Raw genomic sequence first — 26,480 nt, forward strand, 5'->3', positions numbered from 1 at the left:
AGCCACACTTTGAACACTTACGTCTCTTTGGCGGATTAACGCATTCCTGCGCAAACAGAGATAGCCGGCCGCCGAAGGCAATCCGCCAATAGAAATCGGGCCCCGAATGGGGCCCGCTGTCCTTCTTCAATTAAGACCGCTCCTTACTCTGCCGCTTCGGCGTAGTCCTCCAGCGGCGGGCAGGTGCAGATCAGATGGCGGTCACCATAGACGTTGTCGACCCGGTTGACCGGTGGCCAGTATTTGTCGACGCGGAAGGCGCCCGGCGGGAAGCAGCCCTGTTCGCGGCTGTAGGGACGGTCCCAATCCTTGACCAGATCCTCCATCGTGTGCGGCGCGTGTTTCAGCGGGTTGTTCTCCCCGTCGATACGACCTTCCTCGATGTCGCGGATCTCTTCGCGGATCGACAGCATGGCCTCACAGAACCGGTCCAGCTCGGCCTTGGTTTCGGATTCCGTCGGCTCCACCATCAGGGTACCAGCCACCGGCCAGCTCATGGTCGGAGCGTGAAAACCGCTGTCCATCAGACGTTTGGCAACATCATCCACGGTGACATGAGCGCTGTCCGCATAGGGACGCGTGTCCAGGATGCACTCATGCGCGACGCGGCCCGAGGGTCCCTTATACAGGACGTCATAAGCCCCTTCGAGCCGCTTGGCGATGTAGTTGGCGTTGAGGATCGCAACCCGGGTTGCCTGGGTCAGACCGGCGCCCCCCATCATCAGGCAATAGGCCCAGCTGATGGTCAGGATCGAGGCCGACCCGAAGGGCGCACCCGACACCGGACCTTCTTCGCCGCCGGTTTCGGGATGGCCCGGAAGGTGCGAGACCAGGTGCGATTTCACACCGATCGGTCCCATGCCGGGGCCGCCGCCGCCATGCGGGATGGCAAAGGTCTTGTGCAGGTTCAGGTGGCTGACATCGCCGCCCAGATCACCGGGACGGGACAGGCCGACCATGGCGTTCATATTGGCGCCGTCGATATAGACCTGACCGCCCAGATCATGGGTGATCTTGCAGACCTCATGCACGGTTTCCTCGAACACGCCATGGGTCGAGGGATAGGTAATCATGCAGCCCGCAAGGTTGTCGCGGTGCTTTTCAGCCTTGGCCCGGAAATCGTCGAGGTCGATATCACCGTTCTCGGCCGATTTCACCACCACGACCTTCCATCCGACCATCTGCGCCGAGGCCGGGTTGGTGCCATGCGCAGACACCGGGATCAGGCAGATGTTACGGTGCCCTTCGCCGCGCGCCCGGTGATATGCCGCGATGGTCAGAAGACCGGCGTATTCGCCCTGCGCCCCGGAGTTCGGCTGCATCGAAATCGCGTCATAACCGGTGATCTGACACAGTTTGTCGGACAGATCCGTCACCATCTCGCCATAGCCTTCGGTCTGATCAGCCGGGGCAAAGGGGTGGATATGGGCGAACTCGGGCCAGCTGAGCGGCATCATTTCCGCGGCAGCGTTCAGCTTCATGGTGCAGGAGCCCAGCGGGATCATCGCCCGGTCCAGCGCCAGGTCGCGATCCGCAAGACGACGCATGTAGCGCATCATCTCAGTCTCAGCCCGATTCATGTGGAAGATCGGATGGGTCAGGTAGTCCGAGGTCCGGTGCAGGTTCTCCGGCACCCGGTATTCCGGGGTGAAATCGTCATCCTTGCGGACAATCCCGAAGGCGCGCCAGACGGCTTCGATGGTTTCCGGACGGGTGGTTTCATCCAGCGTGATGCCAACCCGGGTCTCACCAACGCGGCGCAGGTTGATACCTTCGTCGACCGCGGATTTCAGGACTGCCGCCTGCAGCGGGCCCACATCGACGGTGATGGTGTCAAAGAACACCTTGGGATCGACCTTGAAGTTCGCCTCTTCCAGCCCTTTGGCCAGACGTACGGTCTTGCGGTGGATACGCTGTGCAATCGCCTTCAGCCCCTTGGGACCATGGAAAACACCATACATCGAGGCCATCACAGCCAGCAGCGCCTGCGCGGTACAAACGTTCGAGGTCGCCTTTTCGCGGCGAATGTGCTGTTCGCGGGTCTGCAGCGACAGGCGGTATGCCTTGTTGCCATGGGCATCGACCGAGACGCCGACGATCCGGCCCGGCATCGCGCGCTTGTAGGCGTCCTTGGTCGCCATATAGGCCGCGTGCGGCCCGCCTGCCCCCATCGGCACGCCAAACCGCTGGGTCGAGCCGACAGCGATATCGGCGCCCATGGCACCGGGCTCTTTCAGCAGCGTCAGCGCCAGCGGGTCGGCAGTGACCACGGCGATTGCCTTGTGCGCGTGCAGCTTTTCGATATGGGGAGTGAAATCGGTCACGTGACCATAGGTGCCGGGATACTGGAAGATGGCGCCAAACACCTGCTCGGGGTCCATCTTCTCCGGATTGCCGACGATCACCTCGATGCCCAGCGGTTCGGCGCGGGTCTTGATCACGGCGATGTTCTGCGGGTGGCAGTCGCGGTCGACGAAAAACGCCTTGGCCTCGGATTTGGCAACCCGCTGCGCCATGGTCATCGCTTCGGCGGCGGCAGTCGCCTCATCCAGAAGCGAGGCATTCGCAATTTCCAGACCGGTCAGATCGGAAATCATCGTCTGGAAATTCAACAGCGCCTCAAGCCGACCCTGCGAGATTTCCGGCTGATAGGGGGTGTAGGCGGTGTACCAGGCCGGGTTCTCCAGAATGTTGCGCTGGATCGCGGGCGGGGTCACCGTGCCATGATAGCCCTGCCCGATCAGCGAGGTCATCACCTTGTTCTTTTGTGCGACTTCGCGCATGTGGAACAGCAGCTCGCGCTCGGACAGCGGGCGACCAAAATCCAGCGCAGCCTTTTGCCGGATCGACGCCGGAACGGTGTCGTCGATCAGCGCATCCAGACTGTCGGCGCCCACGACGCGCAGCATCTCGTCCATCTCCTCGGGAGACGGGCCGATGTGGCGGCGGTTGGCAAAGTCATACGGCAGGTAGTCCGTCGGTTCAAAAGACATGAGGCACCCCTTCAGGTTCATGTTTCAGGCAAACCCCTTTCATTCGGGCAGGCCCGTTCGCACAGCGCAGTGGTTCCCCGCCCCCGGATCTGGCGGCGGGGAATGAGAAATCAGCCGATGAACGCCTTGTAACCGGCTTCGTCCATGTAATCGTCCATCGGAGACAGATCGGACGGTTTGATCTTGAAGAACCAGGCTTCGCCTTCGGGGTCTTCGTTGACCTTGCCCGGCTCATCCGCGATGGCTTCGTTGATCTCGACGATCTCGCCGTCCAGCGGCGACAGGATGTCCGAGGCGGCCTTGACGGATTCGATCACCACGATCTCTTCGTCCTTGGTCACTTCGCTGCCGACCTCGGGCAGTTCGACGAACACCACATCGCCCAACTGTTCAGCCGCATGGGCGGTGATGCCCACGGTGATGATCTCGCCTTCGGCCTGCAGCCACTCGTGTTCTTCGGTATATTTCATGTCCACTTTCCCTTTGAACAAACGCGCCTGTTTTTCTGTTTCAGCGCTTGAAGTTGGCCGCCACGAAAGGCAGCGTTGCAACGGTGACAGGCGCGCGTTTACCGCGCAGCTCGCCATAGATACGGGTGCCGGGCGTGGCCATGTCCGCAGGGACATATCCCATCGCCACCGGGCCGCCCTCGGTGGGGCCAAAGCCGCCAGAGGTGATCTTGCCGATGGGCGCGCCGCCCTCGGGTTCGGCAAACAGCTCCACCCCTTCGCGCATCGGCGCGCGACCTTCGGGTTTCAGGCCCACGCGGCGCATGGTCGGCCCCTCTGCCATCTCGGCAAAGACATGCGCGGCGCCCGGAAAACCACCTTCGCGGTCGCCGCCGGGGCGACGCACCTTCTGGATGGCCCAGGTGAGCGAGGCCGCCGCCGGGCGGGTCTCTGCGTCAATGTCATGGCCGTAAAGGCACAGACCGCCTTCAAGGCGCAGGGAGTCCCGCGCGCCAAGGCCAATCGGCTCTACATCAGCCTGCGCCAGCAGGCGGCGGGCAAACGCTTCGGCCTGGTCTGCAGGTACGGAGATCTCATAGCCATCCTCGCCCGTGTAGCCCGAGCGGGAGACCCAGATTTCGACCCCATCTGCATCCAGCGTGGCCACATCCATGAATTTCATGTCCGCGGCGGCAGGCGCAATCACCGAAAGAACCGCCTCGGCCGCAGGACCCTGCAGCGCCAGCAGCGCGCGGTCAGTAATGGGGGTAACAGTCACGGCCGGTTCCAGCGCCGCCTTCATGCGGGCGATATCGGCCTCTTTACAGGCAGCATTCACGACCACGAACAGGTGATCACCGCGATTGGCAAACATCAGATCATCCTCGATGCCGCCCTGATCGTTGGTGAACAGACCATAGCGCTGGCGCCCTTCTTTGAGGCCCAGCACGTCCATCGGTACCAGCGTTTCGAATGCCTCGGCCACCGCCGCATAGCTCTCGCCGGTCAGGATCACCTGCCCCATGTGGCTGACATCAAAAAGGCCCGCCTTGGCGCGGGTGTGCTTGTGCTCGCCCATAATGCCCATGGGATACTGCACCGGCATCAGATACCCGGCAAAAGGCACCATCTTGCCACCCAGCTCTTCATGCAGGGCAAACAAAGGCGTCTTTTTCAAATCAGACGTGGTTTCATCAGACATGCGTGTCCGTCCCGTTGTCACGGCCGGTCCGATCCATCTGTTCGAATGGGTCCGGCATCCAAGTTCTGCGCAGATTTCGACTGCACACTTCGATGCCCCCTCTGTCCCTTGCGCCTGAGATCGCTATCCCTTCGGCGCCCCGGTACCTACGCCGGGGTCTCTCCAGAGTTTACTGCGCAGGCGGTCCCTTTGGCCTGAGAGTTTCCGGGGCGGTTGCTCCTTCGGCACCGGTTGGAGCGAGGTGATTCCGCTCCGCTGCGGTTCTCCCGTCTGCGCGCCCCGAAGCTAACAGCGCGCCGCCTGCCGTTCAAGACGCAAACGGCAGCAATACTGTCGCTTTCAAGGAAGTTTGATGCCGATTTCAGAACAGGTTGAAATATTCGGCCTGTTCCCATTCGCTGATGGTGTTCAGGTAACGATCCCATTCGAAGCGCTTGAGATGGGACAGATACCCCGTGAAGCCCTCCCCCAGAACGCCACTGAACAGATCGCTCCCTGCCTCGAATGCCGCCAGCGCCGCGCCCAGCGATTTCGGCAATTCCTGCGCCCCCTCGCCATAGGGAGAGGTCGTGGGCAACGGCGCCTTGAGCCCCGCCGCAATTCCATCGCCGCCCGCGATCAGCTGCGCGGCAAAGGCGTAATAGGGGTTTGCGGAACTGTCCGGCGCGCGGTTTTCGATCCGGCTCGCGGGATCGCCGGGCGCCATCAGCCCGCGCAGCATGGCGCCGCGGTTGTCGGCGCCCCACTGGATCCGGTTCGGCGCCAGCTGGAACGGCATATAGCGTTTGTAGCTGTTGACCGTCGGTGCGATCATCAGCGACGAAGCCTCCGCATGGGTCAGCAGCCCGGCAATCCAGCCCGACGCCTCGGCGCTGAGACTGCCATCCGCCTGTGGCATGAACAGGTTGCGGCCCGTGGCGATATCCTGCAGCGACTGATGCACGTGCCAGCCGTTGGCCATCGCGTTCTCCAGCCGCGGCTTGGCCATGAAGCTGGCGTGCAATCCTTCGCGGGCACATACTTCCTTGACCATGGTACGGAACATCACCATCGCGTCCGCCTGCGTCACCGGATCGGCAGGCGCAAAGGTCAGCTCGACCTGGCTTGGCCCCATTTCGATTTCGACCGAGCGCACCTTCAGCCCCAGCCCCTGCGCGTTGCGACGGATGAGATCCAGCACGTTTTCCATTTCGCCGTAGCGGGTTTCAGTCAGATACTGGTACCCCTGCGCCAGATTGCGGGTCTCAACCGGCGCACCAGGCATGCCCGACTGACCGTGTTCGCGGGCATCGCTGGTCCGCTCAAAGACCTGAAATTCCACCTCCAGCCCCAATGTTGCAGCCATGCCCTGCCCGGCCAGCCGATCCACCGCCGTCTGCAGCACGGTTTGCGAGGCAAAGGGAACCGGGCTGCCATCGCGCATCACCGGCGTGCAGAGGATCCAGGCCGAATGCGACGACCACGGCAGTACGCGGAAAGTCTCCGGGCGCGGCACCAGCAGCACATCACTCGCCCCCTGCATCAGGTTGGCAGGACCGTCATCTGCCTCGCTCCAGACGGGAAAGGCGGTGCGATGCGAGGTATCTTTCAACAGCAGGGTCGAAGGCACATTGAGCCCCGCAGAGAACAGGCTGTCAAAGGCGTCGGCCACGATGGTTTTGCCACGCAGGATGCCGTGCTGATCGGCAAACAGAACCCGGACGGTTTCTATACCCTCTGACCTGACCCTTTGCAGCAGATCCGCCGCCTCAGCGCGGCATGCATCGGACAAGAGGCCAAGACGGGCCAGCTTGCCTGTGGAAATATCTTCGGCCATCTCGCCTCTTTCATCGCTATGCATCCGACCCTACCGGGGCCGGTGCTGGCTGTGGTGTTGCGTTGCTTCCGGGACGGTTCAGACGCTCGCATCCCAGGAGCACTGGCCGCGGCGCGCATCGTCAGCCTCTTCCGCCGCCTTTTGCCAATCGCCGTCCTGGGCGATCGAGTCATTGGAAATAGGCCCGAAAATGCTGCCAAGGTCCAGTCCGCCCGCCATCGGAAGATCCGCTTCGCGGCCCTCCTTGACGGCCGCAATCGCTGCCCGCAGCATACGACGGTAGCGGATGATGGCCACATCCGACTTGCCCAGATGCTCCTGCGTGCGGTCCTGAATGGCGCCCATGCTCTCAACTGCCCATTGATCGTGCACGTTGATGTCCAGCCCCATGCCGGTATAGGTCTCGCTTTCCTGCTCGGCCGGGTTATAGCCGTATTCGTTGCGCTTGTTCTTCTTGGGCGCATAGCTCGGCAGCACGTGTTCCTTGAGGCGCTGTTCGCGCATCAGCTCCTTGTTCACCGGTTTGTCGAAGCTGGTGAACATCGAATACCAATAACAGTTCTCGTCATCGATCGGCACGTGCCACTGGGTGATGGTCATTTCCCGGCTCATCGGAATGCAGATCGCCTCGGGGAAGATCTGGTTGGTGACCCGCACGTGGCTGCGGCCATCCTCCATGTGGCGCAGGGCGGTGATTTTCAGCCCGTGATCGGCCTCTTCCACCTGAATTTCCGGGCGCGGATAGTCGCGCAGCAACTTGGTCATCGGGATTTCGGTGTTGCCCGCTTTATCGCGGAACTGCTTGCCATAGCTGTCGGCGGGATCTTCGTCCTGCAGGAACCGGTGCAGGAAAGAGGCATGCGCCGGGTCGATCCCCACTTCCATCGCCTGCAGCCAGTTGCACTCCCACAGGCCCTTGAAGGCAAAAACATGCGTATCGGGTGCCCGGAAACAGTCAAAGTTGGGGAATTCCGGCGGCTCACCCGGCCCCATATAAGCCCAGACGATACCGTTCTTTTCAACGACGGGATAAGACGCGGTCTGGATCTTCTCGTGCATCCGGCTGCCTTCCGGCTCACCCGGCTGCTCGACGCATTGCCCCGAACGGTTGAAATGCCAGCCATGGAAGGGGCAGCGCAGACCGTTATCCTCAAGCCGCCCATAGCACATGTCTGCGCCCCGGTGCGGACAGTGCCGCCCGATGAGGCCGAGCTTGCCTTCGGTATCGCGGAACAGCACCAGATCCTCACCCAGCAGACGCACCGGCACCACCGGGCGCCCCTGCTGCAGTTCATCCGAGAGCGCCGCAGGCTGCCAATAGCGGCGCAGTACCTCTCCGGCATCGCTCCCCTTTCCGACGCGGGTCAGACTGTCGTTGAGTTCCTGGCTGATCATGGCGGGATCCTTATTCCTGTCTGCAATAATTCGAACCGAAGGTAACAGGCTGCAACGAGTGACTTGACGAAGTTCGAAATACGCACCAATATATGTTGATACGCACAATTACTGCGCAGCCTGAGGATCGGTGTCAAGACCTGTTCCCCTTATGGCGAGCGGCTTCTTTGGGACTTCGAATGAACAAACCTCCTCAGGACCGGAACATTTCATCCAGCTTTGCCAAGGGTCTGGCCGTCATGGCGACCTTTGACGCCGAAACACCCAGCCTCACCCTGGCCGAAATCGCGCGCCGCAGCGGACAGGACCGGGCAACTGCGCGCCGGGGGGCCCTGACACTGGTGCAGGCCGGGTATCTGCGGCAGGACGGCCGCATGCTATCGTTGACGCCGCGGGTTCTGGCGCTCGCGGGCGGTTTCCTGCAGGCCAACCAGTTCGGCCACCGGGTTCAGCCGGTGCTGAACCAGCATGCCCGCAAGCTGGAGGTCGGCATTACCCTGTGCATTCTGGATCAGGACCGGGTTCTGCTGTTGGCACAATCCACCGTCGATCAAGGACCGGTCACCTACGGCTTTACTGCGGGGGCGCATATCCCGCTGCTGCACACCAGTCTCGGACGGATGCTTCTGGCCTGCCTACCGCCCGAGGAGGCGGGCGAAGCCGTCGCGCGCGCGGATAAACCGCGCCATACGGAGCAGTCCCTGACCCACCCCGAAGACATCACCAATCAGGTCGACCTCGCCCGTCGTCAGGGCTGGTGCCTGACCGACAGCGAATTCGAACCAGGCATCCTTGGCCTTGCGGTGCCCGTCTCCGTTCCGGGACAAACTCCGATCGTGGTTGGCGCCTCCGTCCCGCGCGGAAACACCCCCGAGGCCGACACCGGTGATCTGCTGCAGGGATTACAACTCTGCGCCGCCGACCTGCGCCAGTCCAAGGCGGTGGACTGTCTCTGATCCACGCCCTCTCGCATCCCGGGACGCCGGTTCCGGGATGCATATTCAAAAATTATTGAACAATGTTTTTACCACGGCGCATCTTGGACCCGCACGCGCATCAGCTCATAGTCGCTCCTGACGCGCGGTAACCGCCTGCCCTGACAGTGGCAGGCAGGACAACCGCGCCCCATCAGAGCCTCACAAAGGACGGCGGCACCATGACAGAGCGCAGCTATTTCACCCCCACAGGCGGGCACCCCGGGCAGGACCAGTTGCTGACAGACCGGGCCATGTTCACCGATGCCTATGCGGTCATCCCCAAGGGCACCATGCGGGACATCGTCACCTCGGTCCTGCCGGGCTGGCAGGGCATGCGCATGTGGGTGATCGCACGCCCGCTCAGCGGGTTTGCCGAAACCTTCTCTCAGTATATCGTCGAGCTGCAACCGGGCGGCGGGTCTGACACCCCGGAAACCGATCCGGCTGCGCAGGGCAGCCTGTTTGTTACCGCTGGCCAGGTCGAGCTCAGCATCGACGGCACCGCGCATGTGCTGGAGGAAGGCGGGTTTGCCTATGTGCCCCCGGGCAGCGACTGGTCGCTGCGCAATCCGGCCGCAGACACCGCCTCCTTCCACTGGATCCGCAAACAGTGGCAGTCCGCACCGGGCCTGACCGCGCCTGCCTTTTTTACCGTCAATGAAAAGGATCTGTCGCCCCATATGATGCCTGGAACCGAGGGGCGCTGGGGCACCACGCGCTTCATGGATCCCGAAGACCTCTCCCATGACATGCATGTGACCATCGTTACCTTTGAACCCGGCGGCACCATTCCTTTTGCCGAAACCCATGTGATGGAGCACGGGCTCTATGTGCTGGAGGGTAAGGCAGTCTACCGGCTCAATCAGGACTGGGTCGAGGTGGAAGCCGGTGATTTCATGTGGCTGCGCGCTTTCTGCCCACAAGCCTGCTATGCGGGTGGACCGGGCCGGTTCCGCTACCTGCTTTACAAGGATGTGAACCGCCATATGCCGCTCACGCCCCTGCGCTGAACGGCCGGGTCGGCGGCTTTTCCTCGGACGCCCCATTGCAAACCGCAGCCGCGACGCTAGGCTGCGAGTACGTCTTTGCCTTCAGGAGCAGTCCGATGACTTTTGCTTTTGCCCCGGCCCGCACCCTTGCCCGCCTTGTTTTCAGCCGCCGCACAACGGTTCCCACTCTGGCGCTTTGCGCGACGCTCGGCGCGGGTATGCTGACGCTGCCCCCCACACCCGCCGCGGCCGGGGAGAAGGTGCAGGGAAGTCAGGTTACAATTCTGGGTCGCACCTGGATCGTCAGCCCTGTCGGCGATGGCACCGGTCGCTACCGGGCCGAGCGGCTGAACCGCAAGCTGGAGGCCTTCCGCCCGCCTGCAATGATCAGCGCCCGTCAGGCTGCGCGCGCCTACAAGGCCGCCACCGGTTGCACCGTCCGCCGCGACAGCATGCTGCGCACGATCTCCGGCGTCTACTACGCCGATCTGGTCTGCCGGTCGCGGTAACCGCGCACCGCGACGCCGCACGGCGCCTGCCACTCGCTCCCTTTTGCCTTCCCATCCAGATATTCATCGCCCCAATCCGGACCGGCTGCGCCGCTCCATTTCCGAGGCCGGAGAACAATTCATGAAAATTGCCATCAACGGATTTGGCCGCATTGGCCGCACCATCCTGCGCCAGATCCTGACACTGCCCGGATCCGAAAGCATCGAGATCGCCCGGATCAACGATATCGCACCGCTCGATATCTGCGCCTACCTGTTCCAATACGACAGCACATTCGGCCCCTTCCCCGCGCCGGTGGAGACAGGAGAAGCCAGCCTGCACGTGATGGGGCGCACTATCCCGGTCAGCCATGCAGCGGACCTGACTGAGGTCGATCTGTCCGGTGTCGATGTGGTTCTCGAATGCACCGGCATCGCCCGAACCTCGGACGTGGCGCAACGCGGTCTGCAGGCGGGCGCGCGCAAGGTGCTGATCTCCGGCCCCTCCCCCGCCGCCGAACGCACCGTGGTTCTGGGCGCCAACGAGGATAGGCTGACAGACGCCCGCATCGTCTCCAACGCCTCCTGCACCACCAATGCCCTGGCGCCGCTGGTACGCCTGCTGGATGAGCTCGCGGGCATTGCTGCCGCCCATATGACCACGATCCACTGCTACACCAATTCGCAGCCGCTGGTAGATGCGCCCCGCGGCGATTTCGCCCGCTCTCGGGCGGCGGCAATGTCGATGGTGCCAACCACCAGTTCGGCCACTCACCTGATCGACGAGGTCCTGCCGCAGCTGAAGGGCCGGATCAGCGGTGCTGCCGTCAGGGTGCCTGCCGCCAGTGTTTCCGCCGTCGATCTGGTGGCTAGCCTTGAAACCCCGTTCAGCGAAACTGACGCCCTCAGCGCGCTGAAGAAAGCCGTCGAAGGCTCTCCGGTGCTGGGCTGGACCGATCTGCCCCTGGTTTCCTCGGATCTGCGGGCCCGGCCGGAATCACTGGTAATCGCAGCGCCGGAAACCCGGATGTGCGGAGACCGGCAGATCCGTCTGTTCGGTTGGTACGACAATGAATGGGGCTTTTCCGCCCGCATGCTGGATGTGGCCCGGCTGATGGCGCAAAGCTGACCTCATCCCCGGCCCGATCTTGGCCCCGCTCCCAAGGTCTGGCTTCGGGGTCAAGGGCAGCGCAGCTGCCGCGCCTTGGCGCGGGCTCCCCTTGAGGCCGAAACCAGACCGATAGAATGGCGCAGGTGCCTGAAGGCAGACCTGCCCTTCAGGCACCTCTCAGCAAAAAGAAAAGCGCCGCGCGGCAGCACGGCGCCCGGCCCAACGGGACCAGATCATCACAGGATGATCGCAGGACGGGCGGGAGAGCCCCCGCCAATCCTTGGGACTTGGATCAGTCGTGTCCGAGGCTGCCCTGACCATGCCCGGACATGCCGCCAGAAACTTCCTCGGTGGCGCTGCCGGGCAGTTCCATGGGCAGCACCAGGTTCAGCACGATGGCGATTACCGCCGCAGGCAGTAGGCCGCTGGTCATCAGGATCCGAAGCGTATCGGGCAGATACTGAACCGCACCGGGTTCCAGCTGCAGCCCCAGCCCCACCGACAGGGAGATTGCAAAGATCACCATGTTGCGCCGGTTCCAGTCCACATCGGACAGCATCGAAATGCCAGCCGCGACCACCATGCCGAACATGACGATCACGCCGCCCCCCAGCACCTCGATCGGAATGGTGCGGATAATGGCGCCGACCTTGGGCACCAGGCCGCAAATGATCAGAAAGATCGCGCCGCAGGTCACCACATGGCGGCTCATCACGCCGGTCATGGCGATAAGGCCGACGTTCTGGCTGAAAGATGTATTCGGCAGCCCGCCAAAGATCCCCGCAACCGCCGTGCCCAGACCATCGGCATAGGTCGCTCCGGCGATCTCCTTGTCGGTGGCCTCGCGCCCGGCGCCACCCTGAGTGATGCCGCTGACATCACCCACGGTCTCAACAGCCGAGACAAAGGCCATCAGGCAGAAACCCAGGATCGCGGCAAAGGAGAACTCGAACCCGTATTTGAACGGCACCGGCAAGGCAAAGGCCGATGCGCGCGACCAGCTGGTTCCGATGGCCTCAAAGCTCACCATGCCGACCATCAGCGCGTAGATATAGCCCACGATCAGCCCCAGAAGCACCGCCGAAACCGACAGCATGCCACGGGCAAAGAATTTCAGCCCCAAGGTGGCAAAGATCACGATCAACGCGGCCGACCAGTTCAAGAGCGAGCCGTATTCCGGCTTGCCAATGGCAGGCACGCCGCCTGCCGCGTACTGAATGCCGACCTTGACCAACGCCAGGCCGATCATTGTCACCACCAGCCCAGTCACCAGCGGCGGCAGGGCAAAACGGATCTTGCCGATCACCGTCCCGAGCAACGCATGAAACAGGCCACCGATCAGGACACCGCCATAAAGCGCGCCCAGCGCATCGACGCCCTTGCCCGCGACCAGCGGGATCATGATCGGCAGAAAGGCAAAACTGGTGCCCTGCACGATCGGAAGCGCGGCGCCAACCGGGCCGAGGGTGATCGTCTGCAGCAACGTCGCCACCCCGGCAAACAGCATCGACATCTGGATCATGTACAACAGCTCGGGAAAGTCGGGCGAGTTCGAACCAAACCCGAAACCCGCCGCCCCGGCGACGATGATCGCCGGCGTCACATTGGACACGAACATCGCAAGCACATGCTGGATCCCCAGCGGTATCGCCTGGGTCAGCGGCGGCGTGTAATTCGGATCGCGCAGCTCTGCTGCCGTTCCGATGGAACCATCTGCCATTTTCATTTCCCTCTTCTGTTGGATCTGTTGGTATTTTTGTTGGTGCCACCTCTTTTCGGGTGGGCTTGAAAACAGACGAGGCGCCCGTCAGGGGCGCCTCACCTCATATGCGGTATCGAACCAGTGTTCCTGCAGATTTGCGCCGGGACCGATCCGGTCCACCACGGCAAAGAGGCCGGGTTCGCACAGCGGCGTCAACACGCCGTGCCAGGTGCCACGGTGGAAATTGATGGCCTGACCCGGTTCTGTCTCAAAAGCCAGCGGCCTGCCCGGCGCATCGCCCAAATCTTGGGCAACAACCACAAGGAAACCCTGCCCCCCCATGGGGATAAAGGCCTGGCTTCCCTCCGGGTGGCGCTCCACCATTTCCAGCCGCATCGGCAGGCTGCGCGGCTCGGCGTTGAACAGGCTGAGACCCGCGCGCCCGTCCGCAAAATCCATATTTGCCCGGTCGTGATAGCGTCCGCAGAGGCCCTGATTGATGATCTTGTCGGGCGCGCCAGAAATGTCGATCAGATCCCCGAACGGTGCGAATGCCTCGACGCTGATCGGCGCGATCTCGATGATCTGGCTCATGGCAGGAGATCCTTCAGGCGGAATTCGGCAATCCGTTCAACCTGACGGCAGGCCTCGGCAAATTCGGTATCCCGGTCGCTTTCGATCCGCCGCTCAAAGGCCGCCAGGATTGACGCCTTGTCGTGATCGCGCACGGCGATGATGAAGGGGAAACCGTGTTTTTCCACATAAGCAGTGTTGAGCTGCGTGAAGCTCTCCCGCTCAGCGTCAGTCAACGCGTCCAGCCCGGCGCTGGCCTGTTCTGAAGTGCTTTCTGCGGTCAGGCGTTTCGCGGCGGCCAGCTTTCCGGCCAGATCCGGGTGGGCGGTCAACACGCCCAGACGCTCAGCCTCACTGGCGGAGCGAAACATCCGGCACAAGGCATTGTGCAGCCCCAGTGCCGTGTCATGCGCCGGTCCCAGCTCCAGATCAAAGGCCCGCTCGGCGATCCAGGGGGAATGCTCGAAGATGCCGCCATAGGCCGCAACAAAGCTTTCCCGCTCCATCTGGCTCGGACGCGTGTAGCGCTTGTGCGGGTGGGTCTCTGCCCAGTGATCGGCGATATCGGCCCGGCGCGGGCACCAGACGCCCTCAAATCCTTGGATATAATCAAGGAACCGCTTCAGCCCTGCGGCCTTGCCCGGCCTGCCTATCAGACGGCAATGCAGACCCACCGACATCATCTTGGGTGCTCCGGCCTCTCCTTCGGCATAGAGCACATCAAAGGCGTCCTTCAGATACTGAAAGAACTGCTCGCCCGTGATGTAGCCCGGCGCGGTGGCAAAGCGCATATCGTTGGCTTCCAGCGTATAGGGAATGATCAGCTGGTCCCGCTCACCGACCTCAAGCCAATAGGGCAGATCGTCGTCATAGGTATCCGAGATATAGTCGAACCCGCCTTCTTCGGCGACCAGCCGCACGGTATTGGCGCTGCATCGCCCGGTGTACCAGCCGCGCGGGCGGGTTCCGACCACCTCAGTATGAAGGCGCACCGCCTCGGCGATCGCGGCGCGTTCCTCTGCCTCGGGCATGTCCTTGTGCTCGACCCATTTCAGCCCATGGCTGGCGATCTCCCACCCGGCGGACTTCATCGCAGCCACCTGCTGCGGGGAGCGGGCCAGCGCGGTGGCGACGCCATAGATGGTGACCGGGATATTCGCCCCGGTGAACATCCGGTGCAGCCGCCAGAACCCGGCGCGGGCGCCGTATTCGTAGATCGACTCCATGTTCCAGTGCCGCTGCCCCGGCCAGGGCGCGGCCCCGGCGATATCCGACAGAAAGGCCTCGGACGCAGCATCCCCGTGCAGCACGCAATTCTCGCCGCCTTCTTCATAGTTCAGCACGAATTGCACCGCGACCTTCGCACCGCCCGGCCAGGCTGCATCCGGAGGGGTGGCGCCATAGCCGATCATATTGCGCGGATATCTGTTCATGGTCTGCTGTCTCTTTGTTGATGTCGCCCGCCACTTTGGCAGGCAACCGCAAGCATAACCTCTATAATGGCAGAAGACCTGGCCCTTTTATCAAAATTTCCCGAAAACACTGTCAATCCGGCGCCATTTGCTCAACTCTCGCGCTTGGTGCAGGAAGAACAGACATAGCGAAGGAACTGCCAATGACCGGATACCTTACCACCCATGTTCTGGATACCGCCCGCGGCTGCCCGGCCGAGGGGCTTTCGATCACGCTTTATCGTGTCGAAGGTGGCACCCGGACCGAGCTGGCGCAGATGCAGACCAACACGGATGGACGCACCGACAGCCCGATCCTGCCACAGGGGGAGTTTGCGACCGGCACTTACGAGTTGGAGTTCGACGCAGGCGGCTATTTGCGCGCCACCGGTCAGACCGCAGAGGAGCCACTGTTCCTCGATATCGTGCCGATCCGGTTTGGCATCAGCGATCCAGAGGCCCATTACCACGTGCCGCTGCTGCTATCGCCCTATGGCTATTCCACCTACCGTGGCAGCTGAACGCCGCATCGGTCAGGCGCCGGGATCCTCGGCGCCTGTTTCGGTCTGGCGCATCGCCCGCGCCATACGCTCGGTCATGAAATCCATGAACAGCCGGGTTTTCGGATCCTGATGGCGCCGGTGGGTGTAAAGACAGGCCATCTGCACCGGCACCGGCGGCGTCGCGGTTGCAACCGGCACCAGCCGCCCGGCCTCCAGATGCGGCGCCACCTCGAACACGGGTTTGAGGGCGATCCCCTCACCAGCCAGAGCCCAATCGGTCAGCACATCGCCATCATCGCATTCATAGCGCCCGGAGACGGCAAAACGCTGCGGCCCCTCCGGAGTTTGCAGCATCCACTGGAACTCGCTGGCACCGGGATAGCGCAGGTTGAGACAATTGTGCCCCTCTCGGATCAGTGCCGCCCCGTCCTTTGGCATGCCACAGCGAGCAATATACTCCGGCGCCGCAACTAGAACCCGGCGGCAATCGGCGATCTTGCGGATCCGCAGGGTGCTGTCTTCGGGTTGGCCTAGAAAAAAGGCCAGATCCAGCCCTTCGGTGGTCAGATCCACCGCCCGGTCGGACAGGCGCAGGCGCAGGTTGATTTCAGGATAGCTCGCCAGGAATTCCGGCACCGCAGGCGCAACCAATCGCCGCCCCAGTCCCAGAGGCGCCGCTACGAACAGCGTGCCGCGCGGCGCATCGGTGAGATGCATCACCTTGGCCTCGGCCTGATCTACCGCGTCCAGCACCGTGACCGCGCCACTGTAGAACACCTGTCCCTGCTCGGTCGCGGTCAGGTTGCGGGTGGTGCGCTGGAACAGACGAACGCCCAGATAATCCTCAAGCTGGGAAATCCGTGCCGAAGTAACAGCCGGAGAGATCCGCAGATCCCGCCCCGCCGCCGACATGGAGCCAAGTTCATAGACACGCACAAAGGTGCGGATATTGTCGAGGTAAGACATGGACGGGGCCGATATTATTCCAGAATTTTTGATACAGCTTGGATTTTATCTGCAATACCGAAGAATGTCCCCCTTGCCTAGGGTAAGGACCAGAGACCGGACTGAGACCAGAAAGCAAAGACAATAGGGGCGTTTGCGCATGTATGAACTCGTGATGATGTGGGATTGGCTGGGCTTTGCCATCCGCTGGCTGCATGTGATCACCGCGATCGCCTGGATCGGCTCGTCCTTCTATTTCATCGCGCTGGACCTGGGCCTGCGCAAGGCCGCGGATCTGCCCCCCGGCGCCCATGGCGAGGAATGGCAGGTCCATGGCGGCGGCTTCTACCATATCCGCAAATACCTGGTGGCCCCGGCCGAGATGCCGGAGCATCTGATCTGGTTCAAATGGGAAAGCTATTCCACCTGGCTCTCCGGCTTTGCGCTGCTGATGGTGGTCTACTGGGCCGGGGGTGAGCTTTATCTCATCGACCAGTCCAAGGCGGATCTGTCCCTGTGGCAGGGCATCGCGATCTCTGCCGCCACCTTGTCGATTGGCTGGCTCGTTTACGACCGCCTGTGCAAATCCGGTCTGGCCGAGCGCCCTACCCTGCTGATGGTACTGCTGTTCGTACTGCTGGTGGCCATGGGTTGGGGACTCAATCAGGTTTTCACCGGCCGCGCCATGATGCTGCATCTGGGGGCATTTACCGCCACCATCATGACCGCGAATGTCTTTTTCATCATCATGCCGAACCAGCGCATCGTGGTGAAGGACCTGCAGGAAGGGCGCACCCCCGATGCCAAATACGGCAAGATCGCCAAACTGCGCTCGACCCATAACAACTACCTGACCCTGCCAGTCATCTTCCTGATGCTGTCGAACCACTATCCGCTGGCCTTTGCCAGTGAATACAACTGGCTGATCGCGGCGCTGGTATTCTTGATGGGGGTGACGATCCGGCATTATTTCAACACCCGCCACGCCAATGCAGGCAACCCGACCTGGACCTGGCTGGCCACGTTCCTGCTGTTCCTCGGGGTGATCATCCTGTCCACTGCCGGGCTGGAGCACGAAGGCGATGCTGAGGAAGAGGCGGCACTCCAAGGCACCGCCCTGGTGATGGCAGAGGCCGCAGGGTTCGAAGAGGTGCATGAGATCGTCATGGGCCGCTGTAGCATGTGCCACGCGCGCGAACCTTTCTGGGACGGCATCCGCACAGCGCCCAAGGGCGTGGTTCTGGAAACCGAGCGCGACGTGGCCCGCCGCGCCCGCGAAATCTACCTGCAGGCAGGCGTCACTCATGCCATGCCCCCGGCCAATATCACCTATATGGAACCCGAAGACCGTGCCGCGATCCGCCGCTGGTTCCGCGCCGCGCAGATGTGATCCGCGCCTTCTGATGGCGGGCGGCATGCCTATGTGCGCACCAATCCGCCACCTGCCCGATCCGCTCCTGCGATGATACCTATCCCGGCTTTACCTCGGCTGTTGCTGTGCTAGGTTTTCCGCCGACAGGGGGGCACGCCCGCCCCCTGCCGCTGCCCGGAGCCTTGATGTACTCAAAACCGAAATCACGCTTTGCCTTGCGGCGTTTGGCGTCGGGCCTGCTGGTCTGCGGCTGCCTGCTGTCCGCTCCTGCTGAGGCCGCCGAAACTCTGCTGGTGGCTCCCGGTGCGCCGGATGATCTGACCGCGCGTCTGCAAGGCGCCTCTGCGGTTCTGGCCACAAGAGATCAGAGCGACGTTCAGGATCTTCTAGCGGCAGCGCTGTCGGATTACCGCACCATGGTGCAGGTTCTGTATGATGCGGGCTATTTCGCGCCGGTGGTGAATATTCGCCTTGATGGACGCGAGGCAGCGGCGATTGATCCCGTGACACCGCCCAGCCGCATCGACCGGATCGAGATTTCGGTCAAACCGGGGCGCAGATTCACCTTTGGTGCGGCCGAGGTTCGTCCCTGGCCCAAGACCAGCGATATGAAGCTGCCGGACGAGTTCACCAGCGGCGCCCCCGCCAGCACCGGTGCCATCCGCGATGCAGCCAATGCCGGGATCCGCGCCTGGCGGCGGCAGGGGCATGCCAAGGTCGCCCTTGGCGGGCAGGACATCACCGCAGATCATCGCAGCGCCACGCTGAACGCGCGGCTGCGGCTGCAGCCCGGTCCGCAGCTGCGGTTCGGCAAGACCACGATTCTCAGCCCCAGCGCCGTCCGCGAAGACGCCATCCGCAAGATCGCAGGTTTCCCGCAAGGCGAAGTCTATCACCCCGATCTGATGTCGAAATCCGCGACGCGCCTTCGCCGCACCGGGGCCTTCTCCTCGGTCTCGCTGCAAGAGGCCGAGCGCGCCAACACCGATGGCACGCTTGATCTGAACGTAACGCTGGAAGACATGCCGCCCCGCAGGCTGACCTTCGGCGCCGAGCTGAGCACCACCGAGGGGGTGACGCTCACCACCAGCTGGATGCACCGCAACCTGTTCGGCGCCGCCGAAAAACTACGCTTCGAGGCCCGCGTCAGCGGCATCGGCGGCAGCAGCGATATCGACGGGCGCATCGCTGTGCGTCTGGACCGGCCTGCCACGCTCGGCCCCGATGACAATATTTTCTACCTGGCCGAAGCCGAGCGTCTGGATCAGGAGCATTTCACCGCCACCCATGGCATGGGCGGCATCGGGGTTCGGCGTGTGTTTTCCGACACGCTCTTCGCCGAAGGCACTGTCGGGTTCGATTCCATCCTCGCCACGGACGCCTTTGGCAAACGGCGTTTCAAATATGCTTTCGCCAGCCTGCGCGCCGAATATGACGGACGCGACAGCACGGTGGATCCCACCCGTGGCCGCTTCCTGAGTGGCCGCTTTACGCCTTTCTTTGGTGTCGATGGCAGCGATCCCGGTGCGCAGATCACGCTGGATGCCCGGACCTATCATGGGTTTGGCGCCGATGACCGGATCGTGCTGGCCGGGCGGGCGCAGCTCGGCTCGGTCATTGGTCCTTCGCACAGTGGGGTCTCTCCGACGCTGCTGTTCTTCTCCGGCGGCGGCGGGTCGGTGCGCGGGCATGAATATCAATCCCTTGGCGTGCCCGTCGCAGGAAAGACCGCAGGCGGCCGGGGCTATCTGGCCCTGTCCGCGGAACTGCGCGGCCGCATCACAGAGAAAATCTCACTCGTCGGCTTTTACGACCATGCCTACGTCGATGCGGATAGCTTCGTGTCGTCGGACTCGGCCAGCCACTCGGGCGCCGGGCTGGGCCTGCGCTACAACGTGTCGGGCATCGGCTCGATCCGGGTCGACCTCGCCTATCCCGTGACCGGCGGCAGCGACGATGGGCCACAACTCTACATCGGCATAGGACAGGCGTTTTGACCAGTACCCGCACCCTCACGCGCGGCAGCTGCCTGGCTGCGGCCCTGTCGCTCACCGCTGCCGTCGGTCCCTCCGGCGCTCAGGAAACAGAAAGCGACAGCGGCGGCATGCTGGTGGGGTTCCTCGAAGACACCCTGTCTGCCGACAGTCGCTATATCACCGTGACCGGCCTCACTGGCGCCCTGTCCTCACAAGCCACGATCGAACGGCTGACCGTCGCGGATGATGATGGCGTCTGGCTCACCATCGAAGAGGCAAAACTGGACTGGAACCGGCTGGCCCTTCTGCAGGGGCGGTTTTCGGTCAACAGCCTCAGCGCCGAGAGCATCACCGTGGTTCGCAGCCCGACACCGGTGCCCGCAGACCCGGAGCTGCCCACCCCGGAAGCCACCCCACTCCGTCTGCCCGAATTGCCCGTCGCGATTGAACTGGGTGAGATCCGCGCAGGCCGCGTGGATCTTGGCGAAGACCTGCTTGGCCAATCCGCCAGCCTCTCCGTCACGGGGGCACTGAGCCTGGCCGATGGCGCGCTGCAGACCCGGCTCGAAACGGCGCGGCTGGACAAGCCCGGCGACCGGCTGTCGCTGGTGGCAGGCTATTCCGATCAGACCCGCCAAATTAATCTGGACCTGTCCCTGACCGAGGCCGCAGGCGGTTTGCTCTCCACCGTCCTGGCACTGCCCGGTCGCCCGACCCTTGGCCTCACCGCAAAGGGCAGTGGCCCGGTCACTGATTTCAAAGCGGATATCGCGCTCAGCAGCAACGGACAGGAACGTCTTTCGGGTCAGGTCGTTCTGGCTGCGCTGCAGGATGCCGAGAGCGAACAGGACGCAGGCCCCAGCGGGATCGCCTTCTCGGCTGATCTGGGCGGCGATATCGATCCGCTTCTCTTGCCCGACTACCGCCCCTTCTTTGGTCCGGGCCTGCGGCTGGTGACTCGTGGTCAGACCGGGGCCGAAGGCGGTGTCGCGCTTGATACGCTCGCGCTCAGCACCCGCGCCCTGCGCGTGACCGGCGCGCTTGCCACCGGCGCCACCGGCAACCTTGATACCGCCAACCTGAAGGTCCAAATCCAGCCCCCGTCAGGAGAAGCCGCCGTCGTCCTGCCCGTCCCCGGCGCGGCAACGACCCTTGCCGGGGCAGATCTCACCGCGCGCAAGACCACCGATGGCGCATGGAGCGTCGCCGGAACGGTGAACCAGCTCAGCCATCCGCAGATGCGCCTTGGGGAACTGCGCCTTGACGGCTCCGGCACCCTCAAGAGCGCAGCAGATGACACCGGCCCGGCAGGTCTTGTCGGAGATCTACGTCTGGCCCTACGCGATTTCGCGCCGCGCGATCCGGCGCTGGCACAGGCAACCGGTAGCGAACTGGAGCTTGTCACCACTCTCACCACAGACGGGCCGGATGCGCTGTCGCTGACCGGCCTGACGCTGAGCGGCTCCGACTACCGCGCCGCAGGCGACGCCACGTTTTCCGGCCTCGATAGCGGTCTCCGGGTGGCGGCGGACCTCAGTGCAGGTGCTGGCGACCTGTCACGGTTCTCTGCGCTGGCGGGCCGCCCGCTGGGCGGCGCGGTGCAGGCATTGTTCACCGGGCAGTTCACGCCTCTTTCCGGCGCCTTTGACGTGGATCTGAACCTGCAGGCGCAGGACCTGAGCGCGGATATCGCCCAGCTGGATGCGCTGATGACCGGTCCTACCACGCTGAAACTTGTAGCCGCGCGCGGCGCAGACGGATTGCGGATCGACGATTTCAACCTAGATAGCCGCGCCCTGTCTGCCACTGCCAGCGGCAGTCTGGACAGCGCCGCCGGACGGCTCTCCCTCACCGCCCGCCTGATGGAGCTGGAACAGCTGGTGCCAGAGGTGCCCGGCACGCTGGAACTTGCGGCGGACCTGACCCGCGATGGCGACATCCTGTCGGGCCAGGCACGGCTCAAGGGACCGCATTCCTCCCGTGCGGATCTGGAAGGGTCCGTGCAGCTGGATGGCAGCGCCGATCTGACATTTGATGCGGCGCTCAACGAATTGCAGCGGTTCGTGCCGGAATTGCCGGGCGTCCTGGCCGCCAAGGGCGAGGCGCAGCGCAAAGACGGGGTCTGGAGCATCAATGCCAGTGCCACAGCCCCTGCAGAGGCCCGCGCCGATCTCTCCGGCACCTTTAGCGAGGCCAGCGGCGCGGCCGATATCGCCGCCACCGGTCAGCTGCGTCTGGAGGGGGCGAACCCCTTCATCAAGCCCAACCTTGCCAAGGGCGCGGCCCGCTTCGATCTGGCCATGAAAGGCCCGCCCGCACTGGAAAGCATTACGGGCACGATCACCACGTCCGGGGCAACACTGGCCCTGCCATCGGCGGGACAGCGCGTCGATGATATCAACGCCACCGTGACCCTGCAGCAGGCGCGCGCCTTGCTACAACTTTCCGCCAGCCCCGGCGACAGCGGCAGCCTGCGCGTCTCCGGGCCGGTGGCTCTGGCGCCGCCGTTCAATGCAGACCTCAGCATTGAGATCCTCGATCTGCTGATGAGCGATCATCTGAGCTATGACAGCCAGTTGAACGGGCGGCTGGCCCTCACCGGCGCGCTCACCGGCAACAGCCGCCTGTCCGGGCGCATCGACGTGGGTGAAACCAATATCAACCTCAACGCCACTGGCGGTTCGGTCACTGCGGCGCCAATCCCGCCGATCTCTCATATCGGGGCCTCTGGCGCCGTGAATGCCACCCGCGCCCGTGCTGGGCTGATCACATCAGCGCAAAGCACGGGCGGCAGCGCGGGCCGTTCGAACATGGCGCTGGACGTGCTGATCGATGCGCCAGGCAAGATCTTTGCCCGGGGGCGCGGCCTGCGCGCCGAACTGGGCGGGCGCATTCAACTGCGGGGCAGCACAGCGCGGATCTCACCCGCCGGTCAAATCGGCCTGATCCGCGGCACCTTCGACATTCTGGGGCGGCGTCTGGATCTGGACGAAGGACAGATCACCCTGCTGGGCAACCTGGTTCCTTATCTTGAATTCCGCTCCTCGGCGCAGACGGAACAGGGCAGCGCCACGCTGGAGATTTCGGGCCTGATCGATGCACCGGAAATCAAGGTCACCTCCGAGCCGCCCCGCCCCAGCGAAGAAGCCCTGGCGTTGCTGCTCTTTGGGGATAACATCAAGGATCTGTCGCCGCTGGCACTGGCCCGGCTGGCGGCCTCGGCCCTGCAGCTGAGCGGTCGGGGCGGGCAAACTCAGGACACTCTGCGCCAAAGCACCGGCGCCGACGATGCCGAAGTCGGCCTGGACAGCCTTGGCGCCGGGCGACTGGGTCTGGGCGGTTATATCTCCGAAAACGTCTATACCGATGTGGATGTGAACACCCGCGGCGATAGCGAGCTGAGCATCAATCTTGACCTGTCCAAAAGCCTGACGGTGAGCGGTAAGGTCGACAGTGAAGGCGAATCCGGTCTGGGCCTGTTTTTCAAACGTGATTACTGACAGGCAGGCGCCGCACCCGGCAACACTCTCCCCTCCGCGTTGGTAGCCGACCGATTACGCTCGAACGGGTGCGGCACCCCGGCGCTGCGCTGCTTCGATGGCATAGCGGGCGGTGCCGCTGACGCCAGCAGCATCATCGGTGATCAGCCACAGGGGCGTGGTGGCGCATTGCGCGGCAAGTTTGCCCCCCGGTTCGGCAAAGGCCGCCAGAAAATCACCGCGCGCACCGGTGCCAAGCACCCCGCGGGCGACGCTACCGGCAAAGAAGATCCCCTGGCCCGGCATATAGGCAGGCACCAGTTCGCGGACCAACAACCCAAGCAGCCGCGCCCAGGCAGGCACGCTGCGCTGCGCGACGTGTTCTTCGCCATCCTGAAAGGCGGCAACGATCTCTGCCCCGCCTTCGGAGGGATCGCCGCCAAGGGCGCGGTGCAGCCGCACGAGTCCGCGACCGGAAAACAGCTCTTCCACGCTGGGGAATTCCTCCGGACTACGCCCCAGAAGACGTGCCAACTCCTGCGCCAGCGGATCCGGCAGGCTGGCGTGACCCAGTTCCGCCTCGATCGTGTTCCCCCCGGCCGAAAGCGAGACATTGAAGCCGGTGCCGACACCGGCCACCAGTGCCTGCTCTCCCTGCTGGCGCCCGGCGCGCAACGAGGACAGCTGTCCGGGGATCAGTACTGGCAGCGCATGACCAAGGGCGGCTAGGTCATTGACCACATCGACCCCGCCACCGGGCTCCAGCGGCAATCTCTCAGCCAGCCCCGCCGCCGTGCCATGCCAGTCTCGGTTGGTCAGCCGGTAGGTTCCACCATAAACCGGGCCGGCCACGGCCAGGCAGCAGCCCTGCAAGGGCGGAAGTTCCGGCTGCGCGCAATAGGCGGCCAGAACCTCATCCAGGCTGGAATAGCTGTCGTTCGGGAAATGTTTGAGCCCTGTCACGCCAATCTCCGGCCCCGCAAGAGCCAGCCGCGTATTACTGCCCCCAACATCCCCCACCAATACGGTCAGATCCGATGCCATTCCTGTCAGCCTCCTCGGGCGCCCCGGTTGTCGGGTGGTGCTATTTTAAGCTGCCGCATCGAATAGCAAAATGCAAATGTTGGCGCAACCATTGCCCGTGCCAGGATCGGCAAACACATCTTGCCGCAGATACGGCCCTCGCCTTAGGTTGGCCGCACCTAAGCTGAAGGAAACAGATGCAAATGAAGGACAGTGCCGAACCAAGCTCCGTCTCTGTACGGCTGCGCAAACGGCTCGGCCGAACCTATCAGCGGATGCGGTTCCTGTCCTCGCTGCGTCACTTGCACGGGCCGCGCGGCGTCTTTGCAGCCCCGGATGAGGTCACCCTGATCGCCCTTGTGCGTGACGGGAGTTATTACCTCGACGCGTTTTTCGATCACTACAGCAGCCTTGGCATCCGCCATTTCGTGTTCTTCGACAACGGCTCGGAGGATGACACGATTGCGCGGATCCGCGAAAGACCGGGCACCGCCATCCTGCAATCGCGCCTGCCCTGGGGCCAGTTCGAGAACATGTTCCGCAGCTATGCCGCGCAGCGCTATGCGCAAAACCGCTGGTGCCTGATCGTGGATATGGACGAGATCTTTGATTTCGAAGGGCGCGCCGAGGTCGGACTTAAGGGGCTGGCGCGCTACATGTCCGCGCGCGGATATACCGCCATGATGGCGCAGATGCTGGAAATGTTCCCCAAAGCGCCTTTGGCCGAGGTCGCGGACATGACCTACCCCGAGGTGCTGCGCCAGTTCAGCTGGTGCGACCTCAGCGCGATTACCGCCCATGACTATGACGCACCGGACACTGGGCTTTCCTATTTTCTGAACCAGAACCGGATCGCCATGGGTGGTTCGCAGCCACTGCAAGTGTTGTTTGGCGGCGTGCGCGCCAAGGTGTTTTCAGAGCATTGCTGCCTGACGAAACACCCGTTGGTCTTTGTCGGTCCCGGGGTTAAGGCAGGCGTGCATCCCCATGCCGCCACCGGGGTGACACTGGCGCCGATGACGGGGCTGCTTAGGCACTATAAATTTTCCAACGACAGCCTGGCCCGCGACCGCAAATCCGTTGCCGAGGCGGCCATCGCGCATGGTGAGGACCAATTGCGCCTGTCGGTTCTGTCCAGCAACCCCGATCTGTCGCTGTGGTCCGAGGCGACGCTGCAGGCACCCGAAATAGCCACCCTGCAGGACAAGGGGTTTCTGATCGCGTCAGAGGACTACAGTCAGCATATCCAGGCCTCAGCTGAGGGCGACTAGCTGCGCCTGATGCGCAGGGCGCGCTTAATTTGACGTGGCAGAATGGCAAAGCATTTCAGATAACGGGGCACCATCCGACCCGGACTGCTGAGCGCCCGCCAGAGCCATTCCAGCGCCAGTTTGCGCATCCACAGTGGCGCGCGCTGCTGATGCCCGCCGAGAAAATCCAAACCCGCACCAACCGAAGCAAACCCCACTCTCGGCGCAAATTCGCGCCCGCGCGCCGCCAGCAGCTCCTGCTTTGGCGCGCCCAGCGCAAGGAAACACAGGCGAATTCCCTTTTGATCCAAGTTATGCAGGATCTCTGCCGCCTCGGCGCCTGCGGGCTCGAACACGCCAGAGGGCGCATGGTACCATGCCAGATCAAGTCCCGGCACCTTGGCTGTCAGCGCAGCGGAGGCATCCGAAAGCGCCTCGGCAGTGCTGCCGACCAACGCCACCGGCACCCCAGCCTTTGCGGCCAGTCTGCACAGGGGTAGCACCATGTCCGATCCCGGCATCAGCTCCACCGGCCTGCCTGCCAGCTGTGACAGCCAGACCACCGGACGCCCATCGGCAACAACCAGATCCTGCGCCGCATAGGCGGCAAGGAAATCGGCACTTGTTTCCAGTTTGACCAGATGATCCAGATTGACCGTAGCAAGGGCAAAGCCCTCGCCACTTGCAAACCGCGACAGGACCTCATCCTCCAGCCGGAGCCGGTCCGCGATGTTGACCTCAATCCGTGTGCCTTGAAACTCGAAATACACCAGTTCGCCTCATCCCT

Annotated in this window: 20 protein-coding genes and 2 riboswitches; of the genes, 9 read left to right on the plus strand and 11 right to left on the minus strand. The window is 63.3% G+C overall.

Annotated features, from left to right (window positions below):
* Window positions 1-143 precede the first annotated feature (143 nt).
* The 5 genes from gcvP to AC5SSZ_RS08370 form a co-directional block, all read right to left on the minus strand.
* Window positions 144-2,993, minus strand: a complete 2,850-nt coding sequence (gene gcvP / locus AC5SSZ_RS08350) for an aminomethyl-transferring glycine dehydrogenase (RefSeq protein ID WP_495437834.1) — start codon at window positions 2,991-2,993, stop codon at window positions 144-146.
* A gap of 110 nt (window positions 2,994-3,103) precedes the next feature.
* Window positions 3,104-3,463, minus strand: a complete 360-nt coding sequence (gene gcvH / locus AC5SSZ_RS08355; protein ID WP_065273332.1) for a glycine cleavage system protein GcvH — start codon at window positions 3,461-3,463, stop codon at window positions 3,104-3,106.
* 40 nt (window positions 3,464-3,503) lie between these two features.
* Window positions 3,504-4,643 carry a glycine cleavage system aminomethyltransferase GcvT gene (gcvT, locus tag AC5SSZ_RS08360; RefSeq protein WP_495437835.1) on the minus strand — a complete coding sequence of 380 codons (1,140 nt, stop codon included), beginning with the start codon at window positions 4,641-4,643 and terminating at the stop codon, window positions 3,504-3,506.
* A gap of 99 nt (window positions 4,644-4,742) precedes the next feature.
* A riboswitch (glycine riboswitch) is annotated at window positions 4,743-4,811 on the minus strand.
* Window positions 4,812-4,814: 3 nt separating this feature from the next.
* A riboswitch (glycine riboswitch) is annotated at window positions 4,815-4,922 on the minus strand.
* A gap of 82 nt (window positions 4,923-5,004) precedes the next feature.
* Window positions 5,005-6,459, minus strand: a complete 1,455-nt coding sequence (locus AC5SSZ_RS08365) for a glutamine synthetase family protein (RefSeq protein WP_495437836.1) — start codon at window positions 6,457-6,459, stop codon at window positions 5,005-5,007.
* A gap of 78 nt (window positions 6,460-6,537) precedes the next feature.
* Window positions 6,538-7,854 (minus strand): aromatic ring-hydroxylating dioxygenase subunit alpha, encoded by a 1,317-nt coding sequence (locus tag AC5SSZ_RS08370; RefSeq protein WP_065273329.1) that lies wholly within the window; start codon window positions 7,852-7,854, stop codon window positions 6,538-6,540.
* 179 nt (window positions 7,855-8,033) lie between these two features.
* Between AC5SSZ_RS08370 and AC5SSZ_RS08375 the strand changes: the two genes are divergently transcribed.
* From AC5SSZ_RS08375 to AC5SSZ_RS08390, 4 genes are all read left to right on the plus strand, one after another.
* Window positions 8,034-8,810, plus strand: coding sequence for an IclR family transcriptional regulator domain-containing protein (locus tag AC5SSZ_RS08375; RefSeq protein ID WP_495437837.1), 777 nt, complete (start codon window positions 8,034-8,036; stop codon window positions 8,808-8,810).
* A gap of 200 nt (window positions 8,811-9,010) precedes the next feature.
* Entirely contained in the window at window positions 9,011-9,841 is an 831-nt protein-coding gene (locus AC5SSZ_RS08380; protein ID WP_274833817.1) for a bifunctional allantoicase/(S)-ureidoglycine aminohydrolase, read from the plus strand.
* A 95-nt stretch (window positions 9,842-9,936) separates the two neighbouring features.
* Entirely contained in the window at window positions 9,937-10,329 is a 393-nt protein-coding gene (locus tag AC5SSZ_RS08385) for a hypothetical protein (RefSeq protein WP_274827877.1), read from the plus strand.
* 121 nt (window positions 10,330-10,450) lie between these two features.
* Window positions 10,451-11,437 carry a type I glyceraldehyde-3-phosphate dehydrogenase gene (locus tag AC5SSZ_RS08390; RefSeq protein WP_495437838.1) on the plus strand — a complete coding sequence of 329 codons (987 nt, stop codon included), beginning with the start codon at window positions 10,451-10,453 and terminating at the stop codon, window positions 11,435-11,437.
* Window positions 11,438-11,711: 274 nt separating this feature from the next.
* Here the strand turns inward: AC5SSZ_RS08390 and AC5SSZ_RS08395 are convergent, their stop codons facing one another.
* The 3 genes from AC5SSZ_RS08395 to puuE all read right to left on the minus strand — a co-directional run bounded on the left by AC5SSZ_RS08395 (window position 11,712) and on the right by puuE (window position 15,127).
* Window positions 11,712-13,139, minus strand: a complete 1,428-nt coding sequence (locus AC5SSZ_RS08395) for a uracil-xanthine permease family protein (RefSeq protein WP_274833812.1) — start codon at window positions 13,137-13,139, stop codon at window positions 11,712-11,714.
* Window positions 13,140-13,226: 87 nt separating this feature from the next.
* Window positions 13,227-13,715, minus strand: coding sequence for an ureidoglycolate lyase (locus AC5SSZ_RS08400; RefSeq protein ID WP_495437839.1), 489 nt, complete (start codon window positions 13,713-13,715; stop codon window positions 13,227-13,229).
* On the minus strand, window positions 13,712-15,127 hold the full coding sequence (puuE, locus tag AC5SSZ_RS08405; RefSeq protein WP_495437840.1) for an allantoinase PuuE: 1,416 nt from the start codon (window positions 15,125-15,127) through the stop codon (window positions 13,712-13,714). The genes AC5SSZ_RS08400 and puuE overlap by 4 nt, the downstream gene beginning before the upstream one ends.
* 182 nt (window positions 15,128-15,309) lie before the next feature.
* Here puuE and uraH point away from each other — a divergent pair, with 182 nt between their 5' ends.
* Complete coding sequence (gene uraH, locus AC5SSZ_RS08410; RefSeq protein ID WP_274836855.1) at window positions 15,310-15,666, plus strand: hydroxyisourate hydrolase; 357 nt, start codon at window positions 15,310-15,312, stop codon at window positions 15,664-15,666.
* Between the two features lie 12 nt (window positions 15,667-15,678).
* Here uraH and AC5SSZ_RS08415 read toward each other — a convergent pair whose 3' ends face one another.
* Entirely contained in the window at window positions 15,679-16,614 is a 936-nt protein-coding gene (locus AC5SSZ_RS08415; RefSeq protein WP_347509131.1) for a LysR family transcriptional regulator, read from the minus strand.
* Between the two features lie 139 nt (window positions 16,615-16,753).
* Here AC5SSZ_RS08415 and AC5SSZ_RS08420 point away from each other — a divergent pair, with 139 nt between their 5' ends.
* From AC5SSZ_RS08420 to AC5SSZ_RS08430, 3 genes are all read left to right on the plus strand, one after another.
* Entirely contained in the window at window positions 16,754-17,983 is a 1,230-nt protein-coding gene (locus AC5SSZ_RS08420) for a urate hydroxylase PuuD (RefSeq protein ID WP_065273321.1), read from the plus strand.
* A 167-nt stretch (window positions 17,984-18,150) separates the two neighbouring features.
* Window positions 18,151-19,962, plus strand: coding sequence for an autotransporter assembly complex protein TamA (locus tag AC5SSZ_RS08425; RefSeq protein WP_495437841.1), 1,812 nt, complete (start codon window positions 18,151-18,153; stop codon window positions 19,960-19,962).
* Complete coding sequence (locus AC5SSZ_RS08430; protein ID WP_495437842.1) at window positions 19,959-23,441, plus strand: translocation/assembly module TamB domain-containing protein; 3,483 nt, start codon at window positions 19,959-19,961, stop codon at window positions 23,439-23,441. Before AC5SSZ_RS08425 ends, AC5SSZ_RS08430 begins: the two co-directional genes overlap by 4 nt.
* A gap of 54 nt (window positions 23,442-23,495) precedes the next feature.
* Here the strand turns inward: AC5SSZ_RS08430 and AC5SSZ_RS08435 are convergent, their stop codons facing one another.
* A complete protein-coding gene (locus tag AC5SSZ_RS08435; RefSeq protein WP_495437843.1) occupies window positions 23,496-24,464 on the minus strand; it encodes a glucokinase in 969 nt (322 codons plus the stop codon).
* Window positions 24,465-24,646: 182 nt separating this feature from the next.
* On the opposite strand from AC5SSZ_RS08435, the gene AC5SSZ_RS08440 reads away from it, so the two are divergent.
* Window positions 24,647-25,714, plus strand: a complete 1,068-nt coding sequence (locus tag AC5SSZ_RS08440) for a glycosyltransferase family 2 protein (RefSeq protein ID WP_495437844.1) — start codon at window positions 24,647-24,649, stop codon at window positions 25,712-25,714.
* Here AC5SSZ_RS08440 and AC5SSZ_RS08445 read toward each other — a convergent pair.
* Window positions 25,711-26,463, minus strand: a complete 753-nt coding sequence (locus AC5SSZ_RS08445; protein ID WP_495437846.1) for a WecB/TagA/CpsF family glycosyltransferase — start codon at window positions 26,461-26,463, stop codon at window positions 25,711-25,713. The two genes, AC5SSZ_RS08440 and AC5SSZ_RS08445, sit on opposite strands and share 4 nt — an antisense overlap.
* Between the last annotated feature and the right edge of the window lie 17 nt (window positions 26,464-26,480).

It is taken from the genome of Phaeobacter sp. CC-HEC084, assembly GCF_059429255.1.

Bases quoted from the DNA above. Each gene is read 5' to 3' on its own strand.
- gcvP (WP_495437834.1), bottom strand. From the start codon at position 2,993: ATGTCTTTTGAACCGACGGACTACCTGCCGTATGACTTTGCCAACCGC.
- gcvH (WP_065273332.1), bottom strand. From the start codon at position 3,463: ATGAAATATACCGAAGAACACGAGTGGCTGCAGGCCGAAGGCGAGATC.
- gcvT (WP_495437835.1), bottom strand. From the start codon at position 4,643: ATGTCTGATGAAACCACGTCTGATTTGAAAAAGACGCCTTTGTTTGCC.
- AC5SSZ_RS08365 (WP_495437836.1), bottom strand. From the start codon at position 6,459: ATGGCCGAAGATATTTCCACAGGCAAGCTGGCCCGTCTTGGCCTCTTG.
- AC5SSZ_RS08370 (WP_065273329.1), bottom strand. From the start codon at position 7,854: ATGATCAGCCAGGAACTCAACGACAGTCTGACCCGCGTCGGAAAGGGG.
- AC5SSZ_RS08375 (WP_495437837.1), top strand. From the start codon at position 8,034: ATGAACAAACCTCCTCAGGACCGGAACATTTCATCCAGCTTTGCCAAG.
- AC5SSZ_RS08380 (WP_274833817.1), top strand. From the start codon at position 9,011: ATGACAGAGCGCAGCTATTTCACCCCCACAGGCGGGCACCCCGGGCAG.
- AC5SSZ_RS08385 (WP_274827877.1), top strand. From the start codon at position 9,937: ATGACTTTTGCTTTTGCCCCGGCCCGCACCCTTGCCCGCCTTGTTTTC.
- AC5SSZ_RS08390 (WP_495437838.1), top strand. From the start codon at position 10,451: ATGAAAATTGCCATCAACGGATTTGGCCGCATTGGCCGCACCATCCTG.
- AC5SSZ_RS08395 (WP_274833812.1), bottom strand. From the start codon at position 13,139: ATGGCAGATGGTTCCATCGGAACGGCAGCAGAGCTGCGCGATCCGAAT.
- AC5SSZ_RS08400 (WP_495437839.1), bottom strand. From the start codon at position 13,715: ATGAGCCAGATCATCGAGATCGCGCCGATCAGCGTCGAGGCATTCGCA.
- puuE (WP_495437840.1), bottom strand. From the start codon at position 15,127: ATGAACAGATATCCGCGCAATATGATCGGCTATGGCGCCACCCCTCCG.
- uraH (WP_274836855.1), top strand. From the start codon at position 15,310: ATGACCGGATACCTTACCACCCATGTTCTGGATACCGCCCGCGGCTGC.
- AC5SSZ_RS08415 (WP_347509131.1), bottom strand. From the start codon at position 16,614: ATGTCTTACCTCGACAATATCCGCACCTTTGTGCGTGTCTATGAACTT.
- AC5SSZ_RS08420 (WP_065273321.1), top strand. From the start codon at position 16,754: ATGTATGAACTCGTGATGATGTGGGATTGGCTGGGCTTTGCCATCCGC.
- AC5SSZ_RS08425 (WP_495437841.1), top strand. From the start codon at position 18,151: ATGTACTCAAAACCGAAATCACGCTTTGCCTTGCGGCGTTTGGCGTCG.
- AC5SSZ_RS08435 (WP_495437843.1), bottom strand. From the start codon at position 24,464: ATGGCATCGGATCTGACCGTATTGGTGGGGGATGTTGGGGGCAGTAAT.
- AC5SSZ_RS08440 (WP_495437844.1), top strand. From the start codon at position 24,647: ATGAAGGACAGTGCCGAACCAAGCTCCGTCTCTGTACGGCTGCGCAAA.